Annotated in this window: 15 protein-coding genes and 1 pseudogene; 3 read left to right on the top strand and 13 right to left on the bottom strand. The window is 65.1% G+C overall.

Translation table 11 applies throughout. The features are described 5' to 3' along the window. Window positions 1–145: 145 nt before the first annotated feature. The 3 genes from FV223_RS02740 to FV223_RS02730 are packed head-to-tail and all read right to left on the bottom strand — an operon-like array spanning window position 146 to window position 1859. Window positions 146–1144, bottom strand: coding sequence for an ADP-ribosylglycohydrolase family protein (locus FV223_RS02740; protein WP_246689583.1), 999 nt, complete (start codon window positions 1142–1144; stop codon window positions 146–148). A gap of 32 nt (window positions 1145–1176) precedes the next feature. Beyond that, window positions 1177–1488 carry a hypothetical protein gene (locus FV223_RS02735; protein ID WP_147725352.1) on the bottom strand — a complete coding sequence of 104 codons (312 nt, stop codon included), beginning with the start codon at window positions 1486–1488 and terminating at the stop codon, window positions 1177–1179. A 56-nt stretch (window positions 1489–1544) separates the two neighbouring features. Then, on the bottom strand, window positions 1545–1859 hold the full coding sequence (locus FV223_RS02730; RefSeq protein ID WP_147725351.1) for a hypothetical protein: 315 nt from the start codon (window positions 1857–1859) through the stop codon (window positions 1545–1547). Between the two features lie 181 nt (window positions 1860–2040). Between FV223_RS02730 and FV223_RS02725 the strand changes: the two genes are divergently transcribed. Beyond that, window positions 2041–3108, top strand: a complete 1068-nt coding sequence (locus tag FV223_RS02725) for a site-specific integrase (protein WP_210247493.1) — start codon at window positions 2041–2043, stop codon at window positions 3106–3108. Window positions 3109–3708: 600 nt separating this feature from the next. Here the strand turns inward: FV223_RS02725 and FV223_RS02720 are convergent. The 6 genes from FV223_RS02720 to FV223_RS02695 form a co-directional block, all read right to left on the bottom strand. Beyond that, the gene (locus FV223_RS02720; RefSeq protein WP_147725350.1) at window positions 3709–4362 is read right to left on the bottom strand and encodes a hypothetical protein; all 654 of its coding nucleotides are present in this window, start codon (window positions 4360–4362) and stop codon (window positions 3709–3711) included. Between the two features lie 4 nt (window positions 4363–4366). Beyond that, window positions 4367–5521 (bottom strand): hypothetical protein, encoded by a 1155-nt coding sequence (locus FV223_RS02715; protein WP_147725349.1) that lies wholly within the window; start codon window positions 5519–5521, stop codon window positions 4367–4369. 565 nt (window positions 5522–6086) lie between these two features. Beyond that, the gene (locus FV223_RS02710; protein ID WP_147725348.1) at window positions 6087–6482 is read right to left on the bottom strand and encodes a DUF4149 domain-containing protein; all 396 of its coding nucleotides are present in this window, start codon (window positions 6480–6482) and stop codon (window positions 6087–6089) included. A gap of 18 nt (window positions 6483–6500) precedes the next feature. Continuing rightward, window positions 6501–7640 (bottom strand): alpha/beta hydrolase, encoded by a 1140-nt coding sequence (locus tag FV223_RS02705; protein WP_147725347.1) that lies wholly within the window; start codon window positions 7638–7640, stop codon window positions 6501–6503. A 297-nt stretch (window positions 7641–7937) separates the two neighbouring features. Further along, window positions 7938–8666, bottom strand: coding sequence for an SDR family NAD(P)-dependent oxidoreductase (locus tag FV223_RS02700; protein WP_147725346.1), 729 nt, complete (start codon window positions 8664–8666; stop codon window positions 7938–7940). Beyond that, window positions 8663–9298: a DUF938 domain-containing protein gene (locus FV223_RS02695; protein ID WP_147725345.1), complete on the bottom strand. Its 636-nt coding sequence runs from the start codon at window positions 9296–9298 to the stop codon at window positions 8663–8665. The genes FV223_RS02700 and FV223_RS02695 overlap by 4 nt, the downstream gene beginning before the upstream one ends. Window positions 9299–9450: 152 nt before the next feature. On the opposite strand from FV223_RS02695, the gene FV223_RS02690 reads away from it, so the two are divergent. Further along, complete coding sequence (locus tag FV223_RS02690; RefSeq protein ID WP_147725344.1) at window positions 9451–10071, top strand: tyrosine-type recombinase/integrase; 621 nt, start codon at window positions 9451–9453, stop codon at window positions 10069–10071. A 129-nt stretch (window positions 10072–10200) separates the two neighbouring features. Here FV223_RS02690 and FV223_RS02685 read toward each other — a convergent pair. Further along, window positions 10201–11637 (bottom strand): annotated as a pseudogene (locus FV223_RS02685) (IS1182 family transposase). Window positions 11638–12016: 379 nt separating this feature from the next. On the opposite strand from FV223_RS02685, the gene FV223_RS02680 reads away from it, so the two are divergent. Then, window positions 12017–12910: a dihydrodipicolinate synthase family protein gene (locus FV223_RS02680; RefSeq protein WP_147725343.1), complete on the top strand. Its 894-nt coding sequence runs from the start codon at window positions 12017–12019 to the stop codon at window positions 12908–12910. A 472-nt stretch (window positions 12911–13382) separates the two neighbouring features. Here FV223_RS02680 and FV223_RS02675 read toward each other — a convergent pair whose 3' ends face one another. The 3 genes from FV223_RS02675 to FV223_RS02665 all read right to left on the bottom strand — a co-directional run bounded on the left by FV223_RS02675 (window position 13383) and on the right by FV223_RS02665 (window position 22268). Continuing rightward, the gene (locus FV223_RS02675) at window positions 13383–14951 is read right to left on the bottom strand and encodes an FAD-dependent oxidoreductase (RefSeq protein WP_147725342.1); all 1569 of its coding nucleotides are present in this window, start codon (window positions 14949–14951) and stop codon (window positions 13383–13385) included. 178 nt (window positions 14952–15129) lie between these two features. Continuing rightward, a complete protein-coding gene (gene katG / locus FV223_RS02670) occupies window positions 15130–17451 on the bottom strand; it encodes a catalase/peroxidase HPI (RefSeq protein WP_147725341.1) in 2322 nt (773 codons plus the stop codon). Window positions 17452–18101: 650 nt separating this feature from the next. Beyond that, window positions 18102–22268: a peptidoglycan-binding protein gene (locus FV223_RS02665; RefSeq protein WP_187276037.1), complete on the bottom strand. Its 4167-nt coding sequence runs from the start codon at window positions 22266–22268 to the stop codon at window positions 18102–18104. Between the last annotated feature and the right edge of the window lie 382 nt (window positions 22269–22650).

Here is a 22650-nt window from a genome sequence, read left to right as displayed (position 1 = left end):
TGGAAGAATTTTTCATCGGAATTCCAAACCAACAGTAAAGTTATATACCGTGCTGCACCCAATAAAGGATGCGCTTTAATTGATATGAGATGCATACTGATTGAGTTGGGCTCTGAATTTATACTTCTTTCACCACCACCTTATTTTATTTTACCAAGTGAGGTTTATTCAAGCGAAGGAGGTCCGCCGCAAGGATTTCGAGCTTATCACGCCAAGCCAGGGGTTCGAGCCAGCGTTGCGGGATGGCGGAGAGCCCGTATCTGGCTCCCGCAAGCTGGCCAGCGACCGCACCGACCGTGTCGGCGTCACCGCCGAGGTTGACCGCCAGGACCACGGCCTCCTCGAACGTCTCGCTGCGCTCGACCGCCCAGAGCGCGGCTTCGAGAGTATGGACGACGTAGCCTGTGGAGCGGATCTCGTCGCGGCTTTTGTCCTTGTAGCCCCCCATCGCGACCGCCTCGATGGCCGGATACGCCTCGGGCGAGCGCGGACGGAACGCGTGTCCGGTGTCTTGGATCAGGTCGCGCAGCACCTCAACCATGAGCCGACAGGCATCGCGGCAGGCCGGGACGGCGTGCGTGACCCGGCCCTGATCCACCGCTAGCTTTCGGCTGAAGGCCGCATCCGACAAACCGATCAGCGCGACCGGCGCGATGCGCATGATCGAGCCGTTGCCGGCGCTGTCCGCGTCGTCCGATCCGGCGAAGGGATCACCGGTTTTTTGGAATTGCCGCAGCGCCATCCGCGTGGTGATGCCGATGTCGAAGCAGGTACCGGTGCAGGAATAGGCGCCGTTATCGGCCCAGTCGACAAAGCGGGTCATCAGGTCGGCGGCATCGAATTCCGGATGCGCGATCAGGCTTTCGGCGAGCGCCAGCGCCATGCTGGTGTCGTCGGTCCATTGCCCCGGTTTGAGGTCGAAGGGGCCTCCGCCAAGCATCTCGGTGTGGTGGGGAAGGGTGTCGCGGTCCTCGAATTCCAGCGTGGTCCCGAGGGCATCACCGACGGCGAGACCGACCAAGGCACCGTAGGCCCGATCTTCGACTGGTGAGAGCATATGAGCATCCTTGATGAGGGCAGGGCGGTTTTGAGGGTGTGCGTCGCCGGAAGCCGCCGGGCCTGGGCGGGTCAGGCTGGCGGTCACCTGTACGGCGCGTCAGGTGCGCCGGGAGGCGATCAGGCCTTGTGCAGGCGAAGCGCCAGGAGCTTCACGACATCGGGATAGGCGAACACCTCCTCCGAGAGGTTGCCCGGCTCGAAGCTCTCGTCGGGCTTGAGGTGGAACGCCTTGTGGGTGGTGCCGCTGTAGCGGACGATCCGGCCGTCCGGTCCCTGGACCTGATAGTTCGGGTTCTTGCCGGCACCGGTGTTGCCGAAGCGGACCCAGACGTCCTCTTTCGGTCCGAGCCCGGCGGTGACCAGGGTCCCCATGACATCGCGAAAATAGTCCGGATCGGTGACGAGGTCCCAGGGGCGGTTGCTGTTCATGGCGGTTCTCTCGTGTTTGGTGGGGGGACTGAAGGCGCAGCGCGGGGTTGCCGCCCCTACTGGGCGGCGTTGGGTTTCACCTGCCAGATCCGCTTGCGGTGGCTGGCGGCGCTGACGGTGATGTCGAAGTCCTTGGCGATCTCGGTGACGGTGCGGCCGGCGGCAAACATCGCCTCCATGGCCTTCACGCCCTGATCGTCGAGGCGGCCGTCCGGTCGCTTCCAGTCGGCCGGATTGAGCGAGGGGGCGTCCTTGGGGGTCTCGTCGGCAATCAGTGTGTCGAGGTGACGGGTGAAAGCATCGAAAGCGTCGCGCAGTCCGTTGGCTTCGGTACGAAGGGCCTGGAGCCCGGCGAGGGTAGCGGCATCCATGGTCGCGGTCCCTTGTTCGTGTCGTCACCATCCTGTGTGACAACATTCATATATGGCTTGCAACATCGTTTGTAAAGAGGCAAACGCAAAAAAGATTCGACGTTGTGTACGTTGTTTGTCTGACTCCTGATAATGTATACGTATCCGGGGTCAGGCTACCGAACGCACGGGGGCAGCAGGTATGGACGGAAACAGCGACGCGGAGCCCGGCGCGGTGGCGGAACCGGAACCGATCAGGGTGGCGCGGACGCTGGACGAGACTGGCGCGGCCCCCGCGGTCACGGCGCGGGACGTGGTCGCGTGGCACGCCCCTGGAGCCACCCTGCCTGTGGACCTCGTGGCCCTGGCTGGCCAGGCGCGCGCCTTCGCCGAGGGCGCACGCGCTGAGGCGACGCGAAAAGCCTACGGCTCGGATTGGAGACAATTCGCAACTTGGTGCCGCGCGGCCGGACTCGCCAGCCTGCCGGCCGCGCCCGAGACGGTGGGGCTGTATCTCACCGCCCATGCCGGGCACCTGGCCATCGCCACCCTGACCCGGCGGCTCTCCTCCATCGCCGTCGCCCACCGCATGGCCGGGCACCCGATGGACACCCGCCATCCGATGATCCGCGACGTGATGCGCGGCCTGCGCCGTGCCCATGGCGTCGCCCAGGATCATGCCGAGGTCCTGACCGTGCCGCTGCTGCAGCGGGTGCTCGCGACCTGCGGCGGGCGTCTGATCGATGCCCGCGACCGCGCCCTGCTGCTGCTCGCGTTCGGGGCAGCCCTGCGTCGCTCCGAGTTAGTGGCACTCGATCACGCCGACATCGCGGTGGTGCCGGAAGGCCTACGGGTGACGATCCAGCGGTCGAAGAGCGATCAGGAAGGCGAGGGGGTGGTTCTCGCGGTCGGGCGCACTGGGACGGCCACCTGTCCGGTCGCGGCCTACGACGCCTGGCTTGCCGCCACAGGCCTCGACGAGGGGGCGGTGTTTCGTGGGATTACCCGGCACGGGCGCATCGGCGCGCGGCTCTCCGCCGACGCGGTGTCCGAGATCGTGCAGAAGCGCGCTGCCGCCGCCGGGCTCGAGGCCGGATTATTCTCGGGGCACTCGATGCGGGCTGGGTTTGCCACTTCCGCCGCCCAGGCTGGGATTGAGGAACGGGTGATCATGCGCCAGACCCGACACCGCTCCGCTGCCACCGTGCGACGCTACATCCGCCATGGCGAGCTGTTCGCCAGAAATCTCGCGCGAGAAGTCGGTCTCTAGGGATAAGGACCTGAAGCTTGGTACCGTCCGGTCAAGCCCCTTCACAGACCCTCGGGAGGTCCGCTTCGCGGCAGCTTAGCAAAAGATGACCTACGTCCGGGTCGGGTGGATTTCCGTCGGTCTGCTTTCGGACGATTACGCAAGAAAGCGGATGCAATTGCATCGGCACTCGACCCTGAGGAGAACTTTTTCTTATCCTCTTCCAGCAGGGACTATGATGCCGGGCCCTAAGACGAGTCTAACATCTTAGGCCGTCTACTTTTTTTGAAGGCTCCACTGGCATGCTTCACTCGGTGACGTCGTGTTACAGATATTGCATCCATCAACTGGCCCGGTTCCTGCTGAGCAAACACCCATTACAAGTTTTGGAGCAGTTGCAACGATTTTTGTATCAGCGCTATGCAGGACGTCAGTCCGAGGACGGCAACTGTAGGCTCTGCTACAGAACACATTAATCTGCGCGAACTCTGTGTTTGGTGACCACACACCTTCTTCAGCGCTCGCGCAGAAAGCACAAAATATTATTGCAAGGGCTAAATAAGATCTCATCATAGCTCTATCTATTGTCACTCTGATACAAGCTAGGCATGACAGCGATACCTATTTTGTTTCCCCTAATAATAGCCATTTATACGATGGATTGTTTTGCACTGGAGTAGCCTCAGAGGTAGCAACCATGACAACCGAGCTCACAGACCCCGCCATTCCAGCACAGATTGGGGCAGTGAGGTTTACAGTGTCGCCTCGCTTCACCTTGTTCAGATCTGCCGGAGGATCCCCGAAAGCAGCCGTGAAATTCTTAGGACCACGGCTTGCAATGCAAACTGCGGTAATCGTATAACTAATACTAGTCGAAGGCGGATTTGGTGCATAAGTGGGTACGGGGACTTCCTGTTTATCAGGCCCATTTAGAAGTTGGATTATGATCCCCCCGGTAACAGGATCCATGGTTGTTGTAGCTAGAATTAGACCCCCAGATTTTGCTAGTTTTGCCGCATTATTTTTATCTGCATCAGATAGTAGTACATATCCCGGAATTGTGCCGAGAGCGTCGCCGATTAGTTCGTCTACAGATTTGGTCCGAGTTTTTCCCTTGTCGTTTATACATTGATTTAATATACACGCCTCACCTTTATCTATGTCAATCTGACCGCCGGTCGTTCCTTTAACTATATCGCCAAGCACGCTTCGCGCAGGCGCTGGGCTTGGAGTCGCCAGCGCCAGCAGTGCAACTATAATATAGCGTTTGGTCATTTAATTATCTCCGAGCTGGGCGAGCCAAGGGCGATGGCACCGACAGATCCCCAATTACGCACCCCCCGTCCAGCAACATGCATTGGTCAGCTCTTGCAGATACTACTTCTCGAAAGCTAACTAAGGCATTCAATTCATTGTTAAGTTGGAATATATCTGATGTCTGACCATAAAATTGCTCCGGATTATCAAGTATATATCGAACATCGCTAATTTGATCGCGAGCTTTCGATGACATGCGAGCGAGACCTGCTATACTCGATGACCTCTCTATGAAAGTTGGAAGTGGAAGCGTTGGATCATCGAGAACGCCTATGTAATTCATCACTGCAATTTGTACTGGGGCTGGGGACTGCCTCGCAAGAGTAGGGAGATTAGCGGCACTTGACGCGATATCGTCGGCAGTAATAGGAACAGGCCCATCGCCGCCACGTCGAAAGCTCCAAAGTCTTACTTCGCTAGATTGAGCCGCTTTTTTAACCGCATTGGCGAATGAACCCGCAGCAGCGGTCGTTCCGTACGATCCGCCCAATGAGGCTGCTGTGCTTTCGTTTGCTTTCTGTGAGTTAGTCGCGATTTGAACCACTGCACGAAAATCACCGCCAGTTGGCATTTCCGATATAAAGCCGTCCCCACAGATCATCCGAAAGCGTCTATAAGCGTCTTCTTTCTTAGAATTAAGTAAAACTTTATATCTATTTTGAAGATCTTGAACGTCTATGCTTGGGCCTTTTTGGCGAACCGCACTCTCGACAACATAACTAAGAGAATAGCTGCTCACTGACATCTCTTTTGTATAAGAGCTAGACGCGCTTCCGCTTCCAATACCAATCTTGATTGACGCCGAAGCTGAGATACCAAGTGATTTATCAAGTTGACTAGAATTCTCGACGCGATATGCATGAAAGGTAACGCTGTCTGGCCCTATTCCGGAAGGCTCATTGCGCTTCTGAATATCTACGCAATTGCTACGTGGGGTTCCAGTTAAAGTGTCGTACCCGCGTCCAAGTTCTATTCCAGTAGTGGAGGCTATATCGTATACAACAAACACGTTGTCATCTGCCTTTAGGTCTGACACGATGCACATACTGCAAATAAAACATGCAATGATTACGCCTTGTCTAGTTAAAATTGACCGTCTGTTGGCTAAATAAAGCATGGGCGGTCTTTCATTATCATTTTTCTGTGCAGAAGTAAGATAAATTAATCTGGATCTGCCTAATCCGCTGATGCATCGGAAACGATTTTTTGAACCGAGTCCGCGAATTATGTTAAAGCGATTGATAGGTTAGTCAATACTATTATTTGGCTTCCCGACGGGGGCGAGCGCGGCGATCCGAGGCTCCGCGAGGTGGGAGCACATCAAGTCCGGCAGACGACTCAAAGCAGAAGTTGTTAAGCCGTTTATGAATGGCTGCTACCGGGCGGCGTCAACGGAATTCTGTCGGCGGACTTGGGTCGGATGCGGAACGTCTGCTTCCGGGCAGGCGGTCAACTTCCGCTTATGGCGCCCAGCTGCGGTCTGTTCAGACCGCTGTCAGATTGTGATGCTGGTTACGCCCCACTCAGAGCCCATTTCGCCACCACCCGCCGACCATGGACCCTTGGCTACCTCGTCCGGCCCAAGCCGCCCTTCGAGCCCAGCGAATCCGGCGAAACCGTCGCGCTGACGGTCGCCAGTCTCCGGATGAACGACAGGACGAAGTTCCGCCGATCGGACACGACTATGCGGACAGTCTCAGGATCACTACGGACGACCCAACGATGTGGGCCAGGGTTACCAGGACGGAGCCGGTATGGAGGATGCCGAAGCGTGAGCGATTGCCCCTGTCGGTGGCCCCGTTGATGGCGGGCATGAGGATCTGGCGCGCCAGGAGCGCTGTGACCGCGATCAGTCCCAGTATGATCGTCGATGCCAAATCGATCGTGGCTGTCAGAGCCGAGCCAACCAGGGCGCACACAATGACGAAGACGTAGAAATGCGGGAAGGCGCGGCGCAGGAGGGGGCCTGCCGCGTCGGCGGGCAGGGCGCTGAACAGGAACGAGGCAAAGCCGAACGCGTACAGGACCATCCCGCCGAACAGGAGAGCCGTCAGGAGGATAGCCGCTTGCAGGAGCATCGTTTCAAGCCTCGATGATTACGGCTCGCCCATCGGGGGCGCCGTTCGGTTCGCTTTGAGGACGGGAAACTCAGGAGCGTCCGGGCCTGCCTCGTCGAGAAAGGCTTGAACCGCGCCGAACAGCGCGTGCCGGTTGCGTTCCAGGCAAATCATGTGCGTGCCCCCTCCGAGCTCGACGTAGCGCTTGTCCGGGGCATTCACGAGCAACGGAAACAGGGCCTGACGCATGGCCGGCGGGGTGTCCCTGTCCCATTCGGCGCCGATCAGCAGCGTGGGCACCGTGATCCCGGCCGGGTCGTAGACCGGCCGGCCCTGCTCCCAGAACGCGCGGACGTCGGCCATCGTGCCGTTGGGCGCGCGCAACGCGGGCGGATCGCTCCGGTCGGCCTGCGGGTCGGTGGCCCAGGTGGCGCTTGCCCAGCGTTCGAACCAGCCCGGCGGGATCAGGTCGACCCAGTGCGCGTCGGGCACGCCGTCGAGCCAATGCGCTTGGGCCTCCGCGGCCGTGACCCTGCGGTAGGACGGCAGGGGCTTCTGTTCGGTCGTTTGAGGTTCCACGCCAATCCCTTGCCCCGGGCGTAGCCAGCGCGGTCCGTACAGCGCGAGCCGCACGACCTTGGCTGGGTGCGCCACGGTGTAGCGTGCCACGATGCTCGTGCCCCACGACCAGCCCAGCAGGCTCAGACGCTCGATGCCCCGCCGTGCCCGGATGGCGTCGACCGCGCTCGCGAGATCCCGGACCGCCGTCTCGGTCCGGACGATCGGCGGGTTCGCCTCTGGCGGCGCGTCCATTTCGGGCGGCCGGGTCGAACGGCCGTAGCCGCGCAGCTCTACGAACCAGACGTCCCAGCCGTGCAGGGCGATCTCGTCCATCCAGGATCGGCCGTCGAGCGGCAGGTCGAACGAAGTCTCGGCCGGATAGGTCGACCCGGAGACGAACAGCAGCGTGCGCTCGGACCGGGGCGTCGTCATCGCGCGTGGGCGTTTGCTGCGCAGGAACAGTTCGATGCCGGGATCGGCTGTGGGGATATGCAGATCCTCGACGATGAGCGAGGGGCTCGGAGGGGCAGCGCCGTCGGCAGCCACGGGTACTGCGCCTGGAGCGAGGATACCCGCCACGATCGTCATCATACGGGTGGCAAGGCGTACCCAGTCCATTGCCCTCTCCCGAACCACGATCGGCGACCCCAGCTAGACCCCCGGTACGGCTGTGCCGTGATGATCTGCCTCGGCAGCGGCGGCGCTCCTATCCGACCTATCGTTCTGTAGCGTAGTGATGTCTTGCACGGCGTGTGGGCATGACGTCGCTGGGCCGGGCGACCGAAGCCGGCATCAAGCCGAACGTCCGTTTCCCGACCCGGCTCAGGCATCCGCTGTTGGTGTGTACCAAGCGGTCCCGGCTCCAAACGATCTCATGGCGTCGCCCCGGGGCATCCGTACTGGCCGGAACCGCGCTCAGGCGGGGATCGGCGAGCCGTCCCACGCGAAGACGCCGCCGGTGTCGTCCGTGCCAAGGCCGTTCAGCACGCGCAGGAGATGCCCTGCGCTCTCCTCGGGCGAGAAGACGCCGTCGGCCGTCGGGTCCGGCCGGAAGGGCCGCGACAGGCCGGAGGCGACCGTACCGGGATGCAGGCCCACGACGATCGCTTCCGGTCGGCTGCGGGCGACCTCGATCGCGAGCGTTCGCAGGATCTGGTTCAGCGCCGATTTCGAAGCGCGGTAGGCGTACCAGCCGCCGAGGCGGTTGTCGCCGATCGATCCGACCCGCGCCGACAGGGCCGCGAACACGCAGCGCCCCCGTCGCTCCAGCAGGGGCACGAAGTGCTTGGCGACGAGCGCAGGGCCGATCGTGTTGACCGCGAAGACGGTGGCCATCGTGGCGGGGTCGAGCGCTCCCACCGTCTTCTCGGGCGAGACGCCCGTCCGGTGTAGAAGGCCCGTGGTGACGATGACCAGACCGACCGGTCCGGCTTCGCCGACCGTGGCCGCCGCCGCTGCGATCGTCGCCTCGTCGCTCAGGTCGATCGGGAGGGTTCGGACGCCCTGCGGGACTAACGCCCCCGATCGAGAGAGCGCGAAGATCGGCGCGTAGACTTCGCCCTCGGCGAGCATGCGGACCAAGGCCCCACCGATGCCGCCGGACGCACCGACGACGACCGCGCTGGTCAGGCGCGAGGGGGTCAAGGCGCGGAGTTCCGGTCGACGGCGGAGCCTCGGCGCCCTCGGTGAAAGACCAAACTGAGGTTGTTGGCCGGCATCGTGATGCGCTCGGCCAGATGCAGATCGTGCGCTTTTGCGACCGCCACGACCGCCTCGATGTCGCGGACCCCCCAGGAGGCATTCCTGGCGCGCAGGCTGTCGCAGAACGCGGCGTTGCTCGGCGCGGTGTGTGCGCCAGCCTCCCGGAAAGGACCGTAGAGGTAGAGCACACCACCCTCAGCGAGTGTCGCTTCCGCGCCGACCATCAGCCCGATGGTCGCCTCCCAGGGGGCGATGTGGATCATGTTGATCGCGACGACCGCGTCCACCCGCGCCACCGGCCATGGCTGACGAATCGCATCGATCGCCAACGGCGACCGGAGGTTGGCCAGCTCGGCGGCGTGGGCATGGGCGACGATGCTGCGACGGGCCGCTTCATGGGGATCGCTGGGCTGCCAGACGAGCGCGGGCAGCGCACGAGCGAAGTGGACGGCGTGCTCGCCCGACCCGCTCGCGATCTCGAGGACGAGGCTGCTGGGCGGGAGAACGCGCTTGAGGAGCTCGGCGATTGGTGCGGCGTTGCGGGCCGCGGCCGGTGAGAACAGGGCATCGGGCATGAGGCTCTTTTAGAGGCAGCCGATACCGACCGCATGCCCTTTCGTGGTGACACCCCTGCTCGGAGGCAACGACGCGGCTTCACTTTGAGGCGCGCAGCTACGGGGGGCGGATCGCGGTGAGATGCTGATGGCTTCTCAAACGGAGTTCGATCATGTCTTCGACCAACGACACCACCCGCCGGCCGTGGAACCTCGGCCGCCTTGTCGGCCCCAAGCCGCCGTTCAAACCCAAGCACATTTGGGCGATCCGCACCCGGCTGCAGCACGAGGGCCGCACGCGCGACCTTGCCTTGTTCAACACCGCCATCGACAGCAAACTGCGCGGCTGCGACCTCGTCCGCCTGCGCGTGGCAGATGTCCACCTCGGCGACGGCGTCCGCCTGCGCACCACCATCGTCCAGCAGAAAACTGGTCGACCCGTCCCGTTCGAGCTGACCGAAACCACCCGTGAGACGCTGACTGCTTGGCTCAAGCTGCGGGGGGTTCGTGCGGGTGATTGGCTGTTCCCGAGTCGCAGCCGCCCGGGCGAGCACCTGACGACGCGCCAGTATGGTCGGCTCGTCGACGAATGGGTAGCACTGATCGGCCTCGACCCGGCGGGGTATGGCACGCACAGCCTGCGTCGGACGAAGGTCGCGCTCATCTACCGGCGGACGGGCAACCTGCGTGCCTGTCAACTGCTGCTCGGCCACACCAAGCTGGAGAGCACGGTGCGTTACCTCGGCATCGAGGCAGACGACGCGCTGGTGATGTCGGAGCAGACCGACATCTGACGCTCACCGCGACGGTCCCTTGGGCCGTCGCACCTGCCCCTCTTTCGTCTGAGAAGGGTGGAGGCTGTGTGAAAATGCGTTTGCGGCTTGGAGAGATCTGACAGCGCGTTGCGCGAAGGGTCCGGGCTTTCATCCTCGGATGGCTGCGATGAACGGGCCGGCACCGAGGATCGCGATCACTCGCTTCATGTTGTAGGCGAGAACCTGCAGGTTCATCTCGCTGGCCACGTTCCTCAGTCCCCGGGTCAGGAAGTGGGTCGCTCCCATCCAGGCTTTGAGGGTGCCGAAGACGTGCTCGACCGTCTGGCGGCGGTCACGCATCGCGTTCGGGTTCTCGTCGAGCCGGCGCTGCACGGCTTCCAGCACGTGCTCGTGCTCCCAGCGCGTGACGCGCCGCTGCTCGGCGGGCGTACAAAGGTTCTTGATCGGGCAAGTCGGACAGGCCGACGTCCAGTAGCGTCGCAAGGTCATCCCGTTCTCGATGCCCTCGAAGCGGTAGGTCAGCGTCTGGTCTCCCGGGCAGCGGTATGTGTCGTCGCCCGCCTGGTAGACGAAGTCCTGCTTGCCGAAGCGGCCCTCGGCCTTCGCACCGGATGTCATCGGTTTGGGGAGCGTGACCGCGATCCCCGCCCGGTCTCAGGCCAGGATCTCCTCGCCGGAGAAGTAGCCGCGATCCGCCAGGACCTGGATGTTCTCCTGGTCGATGGCGCTCTGCGCCTGGCCTGCCATGTTGGCGAGTTGGGTGCGGTCGTGGCCGATATTGGTCACCTCATGGGCGACGATGAGATGATGCTTCGTGTCCACCGCTGCCTGAACGTTGTAGCCGACGAGCCCGGTGCCCTTGCCGTTCGTCGCCATGGCCCGCGCATCGGGGTCGGTCAGCGAGATCTGTCGGTCCGGCGCGGCCTCGACGAGCGTCTCCATCGCCTGCAGCGCGCGCAGCCGATCCCGAAGTGCAGAGAGCCGCTCCTTCAGGCGTGGGGTTCGAAGCTCTGTCACCTCGGCCTCCTGACGGTCGGCGGTATCGAGGGCTGCGAGGTAGCGCACGATGCTCGTCTCGACCTGCTCGATGCGCCTTCGGACCGCGGCCGGGGTGAAGTTCCGGTCGCGCGTGTTCACGGCCTTGAACCGGCTGCCGTCGACGGCCACGACGCCTCCGGCCAGGAGACCGACCTGCCGGCAGAGCATCACGAAGTGCCGACAGGTCGCGCGAAGCGCATCCCCGTTCTTGCGTCGGAAGTCGGCGATCGTCTTGAAGTCGGGTGCGAGGCGGCCGATCAGCCACATCAGTTCGACATTGCGGCCAGACTCCCGCTCCAAGCGCCGGCTGGACGGGATCTGGTTCAAGTAGCCGTACAGGTAGAGCTTCAATAGCGTCGCAGGGTGATAGCCCGGCCGGCCGGTCGCGGCGGGCGTCACGCCGGCAAAGCCGAGGGCTGCCAGATCCAATTCGTCGACAAACGCATCGACAACGCGGGCCGGGTTATCGTGCGTGACGTAATCGTCCAGGCAATCAGGAAGCAGTACGATCTGGTGGCGATCTGCAGCTTGAACAAAGCGTGTCATACCAAGCCTCCGTCAGAGGCCAATTCTAACACAAAACGTGTCATATCAAATTTATATCGTTCGAAATCGCTAATTGTCTGTCGAGAATTTGAGGTCTAGGGATCGAGCAAGCGACGCTGCAGATTTCTTTGAGCTTCCTTGCGATCTTGCAACAACCAAGGATGCAGGCGGTCGAAAAGCCTGCCCGCCGCTCTCCCGAGGGGCCGGACAGCCACAGCGTGACGTCCTCTTTTCACACAGCCTCGGTGGGGAGCGGACCCTGACCTTTCGTCCTGAAGCGGCCGTTCCGCCGACGGCCCGTTGCGGACCTACAGTCAGAAGCTGCCTCTCATACGTTTCCCCAGCTTCAAGGCGATGCCAGGAGGCGGTAAGCAGGAGGATGTCCATGTTCCTGAGCGGGCTTTCCGCCTTCCCCATTACTCCAGCCGACGCGGAGGGTCGGGTAGATGTGCCTGCCCTGCGCAATCTCGTCACCCCGCTCTGCGCGGCAGGGGTCAATTCGATTGGCCTCCTCGGCAGTACAGGCACGTATCTCTTCCTCTCGCGTGCCGAACGCCGTCGCGCACTGGACGCTGGCCTTGAAGCGGCGGGAGCCGTGCCGATCGTCGTTGGGGTCGGGGCACTGCGAACGGATGAGGCTGTGCGGCTGGCACAGGACGCGCAGGCTGCCGGTGCCGCGGCCGGGCTGCTCGCGCCCGTTTCCTACACTCCGCTCACCGATGATGAGGTGTTCGAGCACTTCGTCACGGTGGCGCAGGAGAGTGGCCTACCACTCTGCATCTACGACAATCCGGGCACTACGCATTTCCGGTTCAGTCCAGCGCTCGTGGGTCGCCTGAGCCAAGTCCCTGGCGTCATCGCGATCAAAAGCCCTTCTCCAGAAGCGACTGCCGCATCCTCACATCTGGCCGAGCTACGCGGTGTCGTGCCTGATGGTTTCTCTCTCGGCTACAGCGTTGATTGGCTCTCGGTCGAGGCGATGATCGCGGGCGGCCATTGCTGGTATTCGGTGATCGGAGGCATCTTCCCGCAGGCCGCCATGTCCATCATCCGCGAAGTTGAGAACGGCGATCTCGATGAGGCGCGGCAGCTGAACGATCGGCTGGAACCCCTGTGGACCCTGTTCCGTAAGTTTTCGAGCTTGCGGGTCGTCTACGCGTGCGCCGATTTGATGGGCATCTGGCGCGCCGAGCCGCCACGTCCGATCTTACCTCTCGGCGTCGTTGCTCGGCAGCAGGTGGCCGATACGCTCGAAGGGTTGAAGCTGATCTAGGGTGAGGGTCAGGCACAGAACCAGACCGCCCGCAAACCACCCATGCCGGTCGTAGATGATCGTCTGGCATACGGCCAGAAAGCGGACGTTCCAAGGGTCGGCAAAGGGTCGACACCGGACGGTCAGCCCGCCGGCGCTTAATGTCCGCTGCCAGGCGTCGAGTTAACTTCCGCTCTTGACGCAAGTCGGCCTCGCTGAATGGCGTCGTTGTGTGGTCTGCGGCCGGCCTCCTTCTTTGACACAGACGCAAGAGACCGAAGAGTTGCTCGTACCGCGACGCCTTCCGGCCTCCCGCCCAATCCGGTTGGCCAGGAACGCGACGGCGTCCCACCGCCGACGAAGAAGGAGCGAGATACCCGACAGAGTGGCGCGAAAGCTTGGAGCGCCGTCGCAGTGCACCCTGACGGGACAAGCCACGCCGACCTCGGCGGCCCATCCTTGCCGGAGGTCCCGACCGGTCGCCGGACAGGCCCTAGGCGGCCTCACGCGCAAGGGCAGGCAGGTCCGCACCGGCCTCGATATCGGCCGCCGAGGGCAGACGCCCGAGGCCGAGCAGGTGCAGGAAGGCGGTGAAGGCCCTGTTGCGGCCGATGCTGCAAGCGGCGGTCACCCTGTCGCCCGTGACGTAGTAGGCGATGAAATCGAGGGCAGCGGGGTGACCCTGCATGATGATCCGGTCGAAACCCTTGGCGTAGCCGCCGTAATCGAGCCGCTTGTCGCCCTGGTTGCTCCAGAAGAACGGCGCGCCCGCGAACGCGCCGACCTGGCCGAGCATGGCGTGGGCCACGTGCGTGCCGTGCTGCTGCGCGAGGCGCCAATGCTCGATCCGCGCGTTCTCGCCGCTCGCCATCTCCGGGAAGGCGGCGATGTCGCCCGCGATCCAGACGCCCTCCGCAAGCTTGAGGTCACCGCCGACCTCGAGTCCACCGCTCTCGTCAGGCGCGACGCCCGCGATCAGGCCGGTCTCCGGTTTGGCGCCTGCGCCGACGAGGACGATGTCGGCCGGGAGGCGCCGCCCATCCTCCGTCTCGACGGCCTCGACGCGGCCGGTGCCGGCGATCCGGGCGACAGAGCCAGTCTCGAAGGTGACGCCGTTGCCAGCATGGTACTGCTTCAGCGCCGCGCCCACCGCCTCGCCGAAGCGCTTGGCGAAGGGAACGTCTTCGCGAGCCAGCACGGTGACGGACAGCCCGCGCTTGGTGAGGAACGCGGCGGCCTCCAGGCCGATGAAGCCGGCGCCCACCACGACGACGGTCTTAGCCTCGCCGGCCGCCTCGCTCACGCGGACCGCGTCGTCGAGGCTGCGCAGGGTGAAGACCCCGCCGAGGTCCGTGACGGGGACATCCTGGCCGGGGAACTCCGGCACCACCGCCCGGCTTCCGGTGGCAACGAGGATCGAGTCGGCCGTCAAGGTCCGGCCGTCCCCCAGAGTGATGTCGCGCCGAACGGGATCGACCCGGACGACCTCCGCGGTGATCCGCTCGACCGCGTTGACCTGCGCGAAGTCGGGCTCGATCAGCACCCTCTCCGGCGGGGTCGGCTTGGTCAGGAACTGCTTGGACAGCTTGGTCCGGTCGTAGGGCGGGTGCGCCTCGCGGCCGACCATGGTGATGCGGCCGCCATAGCCTTCGCGGCGCAAAGTCTTGATGCAGGCGACGGCCGCCGCCCCCGAGCCGACGACGACTACGCTCCTCACGGTCGCGCCCGCTGACCTCGTCGGCGCCGGCTCCGGCGTAAGGGTCGCGACGGCGTCCGACCCCTCGATGCGGACGGGGTAGCGCGTCAGGGCGTCGAGGGCCGGCGGCTCCTCCAGACTTCCGTCGGCCAACGCGAAGGCGGCTTTGTGCCAGGGGCAGTAGAGACGTCCGCCGCAAATCTCACCCTTGGCAAGCGGCGCCCCAAGATGCGGGCACTTGGCCTGGAAAGCTCGCACGCCGTCGGCGTCGCGCACGAACAGCACCGTCTCGTCCCCGGCCGCCCCCTCCTTCATTCCCCCCATCGGGATCGCCTCGAGGGCAACGCGGATCTCGGTGGAGGGCATAGCTGAAGTCGCTCCTGATGAGCGTCACCGCGCCCGCGCTATCAAGTCGCCGAACCCGTTCCGGTTGCGCAGACTCCGAAACTGCGTCGGGCTGACGCCACGGCACAGGTAGTGGATCTGAAGTCGCCCCCGTCTCACAGGATGGTAAGACGCGGAGCGTTGCTGCGCCCGTTGTTGGTTAGGCCGCCATGGGCCCGTGACGCCGGTGGCCCTTCACGTCGTACCGGTCGAGCATCATCACCTTGTCCCAGACCCGGACGAAGTCCGCGACGAACCGCTGCTGGCCATCGCTGCCGGCATAGGCGTCGGCGATGTTGCGCAGCTGCGCGTTCGACCCGAAGACGAGGTCGTTGCGCGTAGCCTCGAACTTGGCCTGCCCGCTCTCTCGGTCCTTCAAAGCGAAGGTAGTGCCGGCGGCGTCGGCCTTCTCCCATACTAGGTTCGTGTCGGTCAGTGCTCGGAAGAAGTCTGTCGTCAACACGCCCACCCGGTCGGTGAAGATGCCCCGGTTCGAGCCATCGTGGTTGGCGTTCAAAGCTCGCAAGCCGCCGGTCAGCACCACCCATTCGGGCGCGGTCAGCGTCAGGAGGTTGGCCTTGTCGAGGAACATCTCCTCCGGAGACAGGCGCGAGGCCATCGCCGAAAACCCGTCGTCGACGTAGTTGCGGAAGCCGTCCACGACCGGCTTCAGCCACGTGAACATCTCGACGTCGGTGAGGTCCTGCGTGGTGTCGACCCGGCCGGGCGTGAACGGCACGCGCGTCGCAGCACCTGCGTCCGAAGCGGCCTTTTCAACAGCAGCACAGCCGGCGAGCACGATAAGGTCGGCGAGCGAGACCTGCTTGCCGTCGCCACGCCCATCGTTGAACGCAGCCATGACGCCGCGGAGCGCCTCGACCACGGGCGCGGCCCGGCGGTTGACGGCCCAGTCCTTCTGCGGGGCAAGCGCGAGACGGCCGCCGTTGGCGCCGCCGCGCTTGTCGCTGTCGCGGTAGGTCGAGGCCGCCGAGAACGCGGTGAAGGCGAGATCCGAGACCGATATTCCCGTCGCCAGGATCGTCTGCTTAAGCGTGGCGACCTCGGCCTCGCCCACCGGGGCGTAGGCCGCGTCGGGGATCGGATCCTGCCAGAGCAGGCCGTCCTCGATCGTCACCTCCGGGCCGAGGTAGCGGTGCTTGGGGCCCATGTCGCGGTGGGTGAGCTTGTACCACGCCTTCGAGAAGGCCTGCGTGAAGGCGTCGAAGTCGTTTAGGAACTTCTCGCAGACCTTGCGGTACTCCGGATCGACCTTCAGGGCGATGTCGGAGGTCATCATCATCAGGGGATGCGACTGCCCCGCGACGTGCGCGTCGGGCGTCCGCGGCGCGTTCGGGTCCTTGGGCGTCCACTGCAGGGCCCCAGCCGGGCTCTTGGTCTGCTCCCAGTCAAACTTGAAGAGGTTCTCCAAGTAGGCGTTGTCCCATTGCGTAGGGTCGGGGGTCCAGCTGCCCTCGATGCCGTTGGTCATCGTGTCCTTGCCGGCGCCGGTCCCGTTCGGGTTGTGCCAGCCGAGGCCCATCGCCTCCATCGGCGCCATCTCCGGCGGCGGCCCGATCTCCTTGGCGGGGGTCATGCCGTGGCTCTTGCCGAACGCGTGGCCGCCGGCGATCAGCGCCACCGTCTCCTCGTTGTTCATCGCCATGCGGGTGAAGGTCACCCGGATGTCGTTGGCCGAGCCCTGCGGATCGCCGTTCGCGTAGGGCCCTTCGGGATTCACATAGATCAGCGCCTGATGCGAGGCGGCGAGCGGGTTCTCCAGGTCGTAATCGGACGCGCCGTTCTTGCCGCGCCAGCGCTTGTCGCGATTGACCATCTCGTCGAAGCTCGAAACGGAGCCCATCTCGACGACCTCGGGACCCCAGTAGGTGGCGTCGTCCGCTTCCCAGGCGTCGAGGCGCCCGCCGGCGAAACCGTAAGTCGGCAGGCCCATGATCTCCAGGGCGCAGTTGCCGGTGAGCACCATCAGGTCGGCCCAGGACAGGGCGTTGCCATACTTGTGCTTGATCGGCTGCAAGAGGCGGCGCGACTTGTCGGTGTTGCCGTTGTCCCACCAGCTTGAGATCGGCGCGAAGCGCTGCATCCCGGTGCCAGCCCCGCCGCGCCCGTCGGCAATGCGGTAGGTGCCTGCCGAATGCCAGGCCATGCGGATCATCTGCGGGCCGTAATTGCCGTAATCGGACGGCCACCACGCCACCGACGAGGTCAGGAACTGCTTGATGTCGCCCTTGAGCGCGTCGAGGTCGATCGTCTGAAAGGCGGTGGCATAGTCGAAATCCGGCCCAAGCGGATCAGCGGCCAGCCCGTTATGATGCAGGAGCTCGACCCTGAGCCGGTGCGGGTACCAGTTCTCCAAGGCCGGACGGCTGCCGAAGGCCCCGCCGATGCGGTCGCCTCCGAACGGGCACTGGCCCGCCATCGGGTAAGAGTCGGTGTCGGTCTTGTCGGTCGTCATCGTGCTCATGAACATCCCCTTGGCGCAGGACCGACGTCGCCAGCCTTCGTCGACGGTAGCGCCAAGCACGGCGCTCCGCGCGAGACGGACGCGCTTTTACGATCCTGCATCGCGAGCGACATCAGGCGCGGACCTCGAAAATCAAGGTGCCGCGCCGCTCACGCGAGCGTGAAGGGTTCCGCAGCGTCTAGGGAGAAGCCATCTCACATTTGCGCGATCCGATGACGCGCAATTAAAATCTTATTGATGGTCGACCGGTCGCCCCGTGGTCGCTCGATGGAACGAAGCCCCGCCGCTGTTGGCACGGCCCGCTCGCACAGATCAACCGACACAGGTGAAGCCCTCGCTGGCTGCATCAAAGTGTCTGTCCGGAAACCTGCCTATGAAATCATTGAGTTTTTCGAAACTCCTAGACACCGCTTTTAGAATTCCCCCTGTGCGGCTCCGCAATACACTCCGTCTAAAAACGCCGATTCCGCCTACGAAATGATTCCGGACAGACACAAAGGTCGAAACCGCAGCGGCTGCCCCGTCGCGACATGAGCGGGTTCCGGAGCGCGATGTCGGGTCGGATGCGGAACGTCCGCTTCCGGGCAGGTAGCCAACTTCTGCTTCTGGCGCACAACGGACAGATGAACGCGTGGAGTCAAAACTTGACGTTAAGGCGCCTTCCACCGACTTACGAACCGCTCGCCCTGCTTGTACTGCGCAAGTTTAGGCCCGCTGCCGTCGCACGGTTCCCCGATCATGTCGCGCACCACGCCGAACTCCGCGTCGTTCACGTAACCGGTGACAACGCATACGTCCCGGTACTCGCCGCGAATCCGGTTGCGCATCTTGATGATCGACGTCGCCAGTGCCGTCTCCAGCGATCGCTCCTTATACATGGCCGTGCCGTAGTCGAGGATCGTCGTCTGCGCAGACATGTACTCCCACCGGTCGTCCCGCAGCCCAGCGTAGGCCCGCGCCAAGTTCGGATACCGGTCCCCGAACGTCGAAGGGCGGCCGTCCGCGAACGCCTTCGCCTCCTCGCCCAGCGACTGCTCGAAGAACCGCGCCCGCTCGCCCCATTGCGCCCGCAGTACGCGCTCCATGGCCTCCCGCTTGCGCGCCTCCTCTGCCGCCTTGTCTCGCTCCACCGCGTCCCGGTCCCGCAGTTCCCGCTCGCGTTCGGCCTGATCTTTGAACTTCTGCCGCTTGCCCTGGTCGATGCCGGTCTGCGTGCGCACGACTTCCTCCGGCACGATCCAGATCGGGAGGAAGCGAAAGCCCAGCCCGTCGCGCCCCATAGCCTCGACCAGGGACAGCAGGTCCGCCGTCGCGGCGTAGACCGCGCCGCACTCACCGCGCTTCACCCCGATGAACGCGCCGTCCGCCGACGTCGGCGAGGTGATCGGCCGGCTCGGCAGTTCGTCGCCGAGGCGCTCGGCTAGCCGCGCCAGAATCGCGTCCTGGGCCTCGGCGTTGGCATCGCCGACCCGGCACACCACACTGGACGCGTTCGCCGCGACGATTACCCCGACCCCTTCGCCCCTACGACCGCGCACCATCGCCTCGACCTCGTTGGCCTTGGCAGCTTCGGCCTGTTTGACCGCCGCGAGCGCGGACGCGTCAACGACCGTGAGGCGCGTGTACAGACCGCCGTTGACTGCCCCGGCGAGCGCGATCACCCGGTCGACCGGCTCGCGCAACAGCCGGTCGCGCTCGGCGAAGATCAGATCCTGATCGGCCAGCGTGCCGGAGGCGCAGGCGGCCAGCGGGAGATCGAGCCGGGCGCCCAGCGCCGCGCTTCGGTCGCGGATCTGGCGGTTGAGGAACACGTCGCCCAGCGGCGCGTGGTACAGGCAGGCCACGGCCCGACCGTCTTCGAACACGAGCTCGCCGCGCAGGTTGCGCACCACCGAGGGCGCCTTGCCGCCGTCATTGTAGAGCACGATCAGGTCGCCCCGCTCGCCCTCGATCAGGAAGCGGCTCTTCGGCGTCAGCGCGTGGGCGAGCCTGGCCGCTTCGTCGATGCGACCGCGTCGCTCCGCGTAGCGATCGCCGAGTTCCTGCAGTCGGGTGGGCGCCGTGTCCGGTCCCACGCTCGCGACGTCGGTGACGAACCCAGTCAGGAACCCCTGCAGGTCCGGCGGCACGCCCGCCTTCAGCGCTGCCTCGGCCTCGGCCTTCGACCGGTTCAGCCGCTCGATCACCGCCTGCCGGTCCCGACGCACCTGCTCCTCCCCCCGCTCCCTGTCGCGCTCGGCCTGCGCGCGGCGGCCCTCCTCGTTTCGGTCGACAAGCTCCTGCCGGGCCTTCTCGACGGCCTCCGGCGTGATCCAGATCGGGAGGTACCGGAACACGACGCCGTCGCGTGTGGACGCCTTGCTCAGCGCCGCCATCTCCCGGGCACTGGCATAGATCGCCCCGCACTGCCCGCGCTTGGCAGACAGGAACGCGCCGTCCGCGCTCGACGTCACCGCGGTGACCGGCCCGCGTAGCTCGCCCCGCAACAGGACCTCGTAGGGCTTCAGCAGGCGGTCGTGCAGCGCGGGCTCGCCGCCGGCGACCCGGCACAGCGTGCGCGAGCCGTTCGCCAGCGCGAGCACGGCAAGGCCGTCCGAGGTGCCCCGCGCCACCTCGGCCTCGGCTTCCGCCGCGCGGATGCCCTCAGACTGGCGCACGGCGTCGAGGTCGGCCTTCGGCAGCATGCCGGCCAGCGCGTAGACGCCGGTGTCGACGGCCGACGCCACCGTGCCGAACAACCCGGACTGCGCCCGCAGCGCCCCGCGCTCGAACACGACGAGATCGGCGCTCTGTTGCTGCGCAGCCGTGCAGCGAGCGAAGGCGTCCTTTACCGGCGCGCCGACGGCCCGGGCCTTGGCCGCGAGCTGCTCCTGCGCGATGCGGTCCGTCGGCGGGTCCGTGAGGGCGCAGGCGACCATGCGCTCGGGGTCGAACACGAGGCCGCCGTCGAGGCCGCGGGCCACGCCGGTCGCCTTGGGCGAGCTGTTGTAGAGCAGGACGATGTCGTTCGCGTCGTCCTCGATGAGGAAGCGGTTCCGATCGGTGATCACCCGCTGCATCGTCTCGAGATCCCGCAGGCGCGGCTCGAGCTGCACCATCCGCTGCTCGATCCCGTCCGCCGTCCGCGCGTCCGCCGGCCCCCGCTCCTCGGCCTGCCGCAGGGTCTCGGCAAGGTCCCGCCGCAGATCGTCGGGGACCGGACCGCCGAGCAATCCCCGCACACGCTTGCGCTGTTCATCGAGGCGCGCCTGCGCCTGAACCCGGCTGGACCGCTCGCGCTCCTCGCTGCCGAGGTCGGTAAGGTAACCCTCGTAGCGGTTCGCCACCGCGTCGATACGGGTGACGAGGCCGGGGTCGACGCTGACGCTGACGCTCAGCGTATCGCCTGACCGCTGGCCCAGCCGGTCCGCAAACGCGTTCGACAGGAACCCGTCGGCCGGCAGTCCCTGGGCGTCGGCGAAGGAGGTGATCGCCCGGCGCGTGACGCTCCCGTAGACCCCGTCGGCCGGTGCATCGCCGGCGAGGACACCCGCCGAGCGCAGCGCCTCCTGCAGGCGCACGTGCTCGCTGATTGGACGCGTGAGTTCCTGTCGGGCGCCGGTCGGCCCCTCGCGGGCGACGCGCGCGGCCCAAGCCTCCCTCTGCCGCTGGTAGGTCGCCGCGATGCAGGGCACCGCTCTGGCGCGCAGCGCACCGTTCACCTTGCCCGTGTCGGGTACGCGGCATGTCTCCAGCGTGCGTTTGACGAGGTCGTTCGACTCCGCCTTCAGCGCCACGCCGTCGTCCGGGCGGAGGTGGCGCAGCGCGTAGAATGGCCGAGCGAGTTCGAGGTCGAGCCGGCGAAGGCCGGTGTCCTCGCAGATCATCAGCGGCAGCGGCGTCGTCGCCTTCTCGCAGTCGAAGGACGGCCCGAGCTCTCTGTCCGAAGCCAAGACGGCCTTCTGGATCGGTACCGTGCGCGGCGGTTCGGACACGGCGGCAGTCGCAGTGCGCAGCTCGGCCAAGCGGCGCTTCAGCCCGTCCGGGATGTCGCCCTTCGTGCGCGCCTCGGCCTGGGCGCGCAGGCCGTTCAGTCGATCGAGCGCCGCGAGGCGCCTAGCCTCCGCGTCCGACAGCGCGTCGAGTGCCTGGACCGCGCGTTCGATGGCTTCGGCGTCCGGCGCGGTCGGACCGGTCCGTGCGGCGAGTTGCTGCTCGATGCGGTTCTGCAAACGAGCGACTTCGGCACGCACCACCGGCGACGGCTGGCGCTGGTAACTCGCCAGCGTCGCGCGCAGCACCTGCAGCTGCTCGGCCCGCCCCTGCGCCTCGACGCGGGCCGCGCGGGCCAGCCGCGCCTCCTCCGTCTCGACCTCGGTGACGAACACGCGGGTGCCGGAGAAATGCAGCTCCACCGCCTCCCGCACGTCGACCGGCCGCACACGCCCGGCGTTATCCCGGTAGGCGAAGGACTGGTCGCAGGTGGTGCCGACCGAACCACTCGCGTCGTCGCGGACGCTGCAACTGACGCCGCGGCGCAGGGTGGCCTCGGTGAAGCGCCGGCACTGCGTCACGTAAGGGCTGAGGCGGCCGTCATCCGGCCCGATCCCGCTGCGCGCAAGGCTCTCGATGTCAGAATTGCGGGGCGCCAGCGCGCGTTGCAGGCAGCTGCGGTCGGCGCCCGGCAGGCGAGCCCACGCCTCCCGCGCGGCTTGCGCCTGGGCCGCGCCCATGAGGCCGCCGAAGATGTCGAGCGGGCTGACCTGCGCGGATGCCGAACCGGCCACCCCCGCCGCGAAAAGCGTCAGCAGCGTGAAACGCAAACCCGCGCGGACCATACCGCGATCTCCCCCGAGACGAGCCATTGGCGAAGTTGTCCATCGTTCGGCGGCGGCATTCAAGGTTGCGCCAGCCACGACGCGCGATCATTCGCAATCATGATATAGGATTTTAATCTTGACATCGGCACCGCTTTCGCTATGCTGAGCGTGTCGATTGGCGAACCGTTGCACCGCAGCGGTGTCGGTCGATCAGCAGCGAGGAAGCGCGTCATGCACCGGCGATCACGAGCACCGCGGCCCCGACCGCCATCGTGCGCCAGCCAGCGTCCGCCCCTCGCCCGCACCTCCACGCAAGGCCTCCATCACGGGGGCCTTCGTCGTTTCAGGAGCACAAAAATGGCGATCCAGTACATTCCCGCCCCCTCACCGGCCCCGGACC

This window comes from Methylobacterium sp. WL116, assembly GCF_008039455.1.
In the GTDB taxonomy this organism is placed as follows: Bacteria; Pseudomonadota; Alphaproteobacteria; order Rhizobiales; family Beijerinckiaceae; genus Methylobacterium.
The sequence above is the reverse complement of the archived record's forward strand: the minus strand, read 5'-3'. Positions and strand labels throughout refer to the sequence as shown.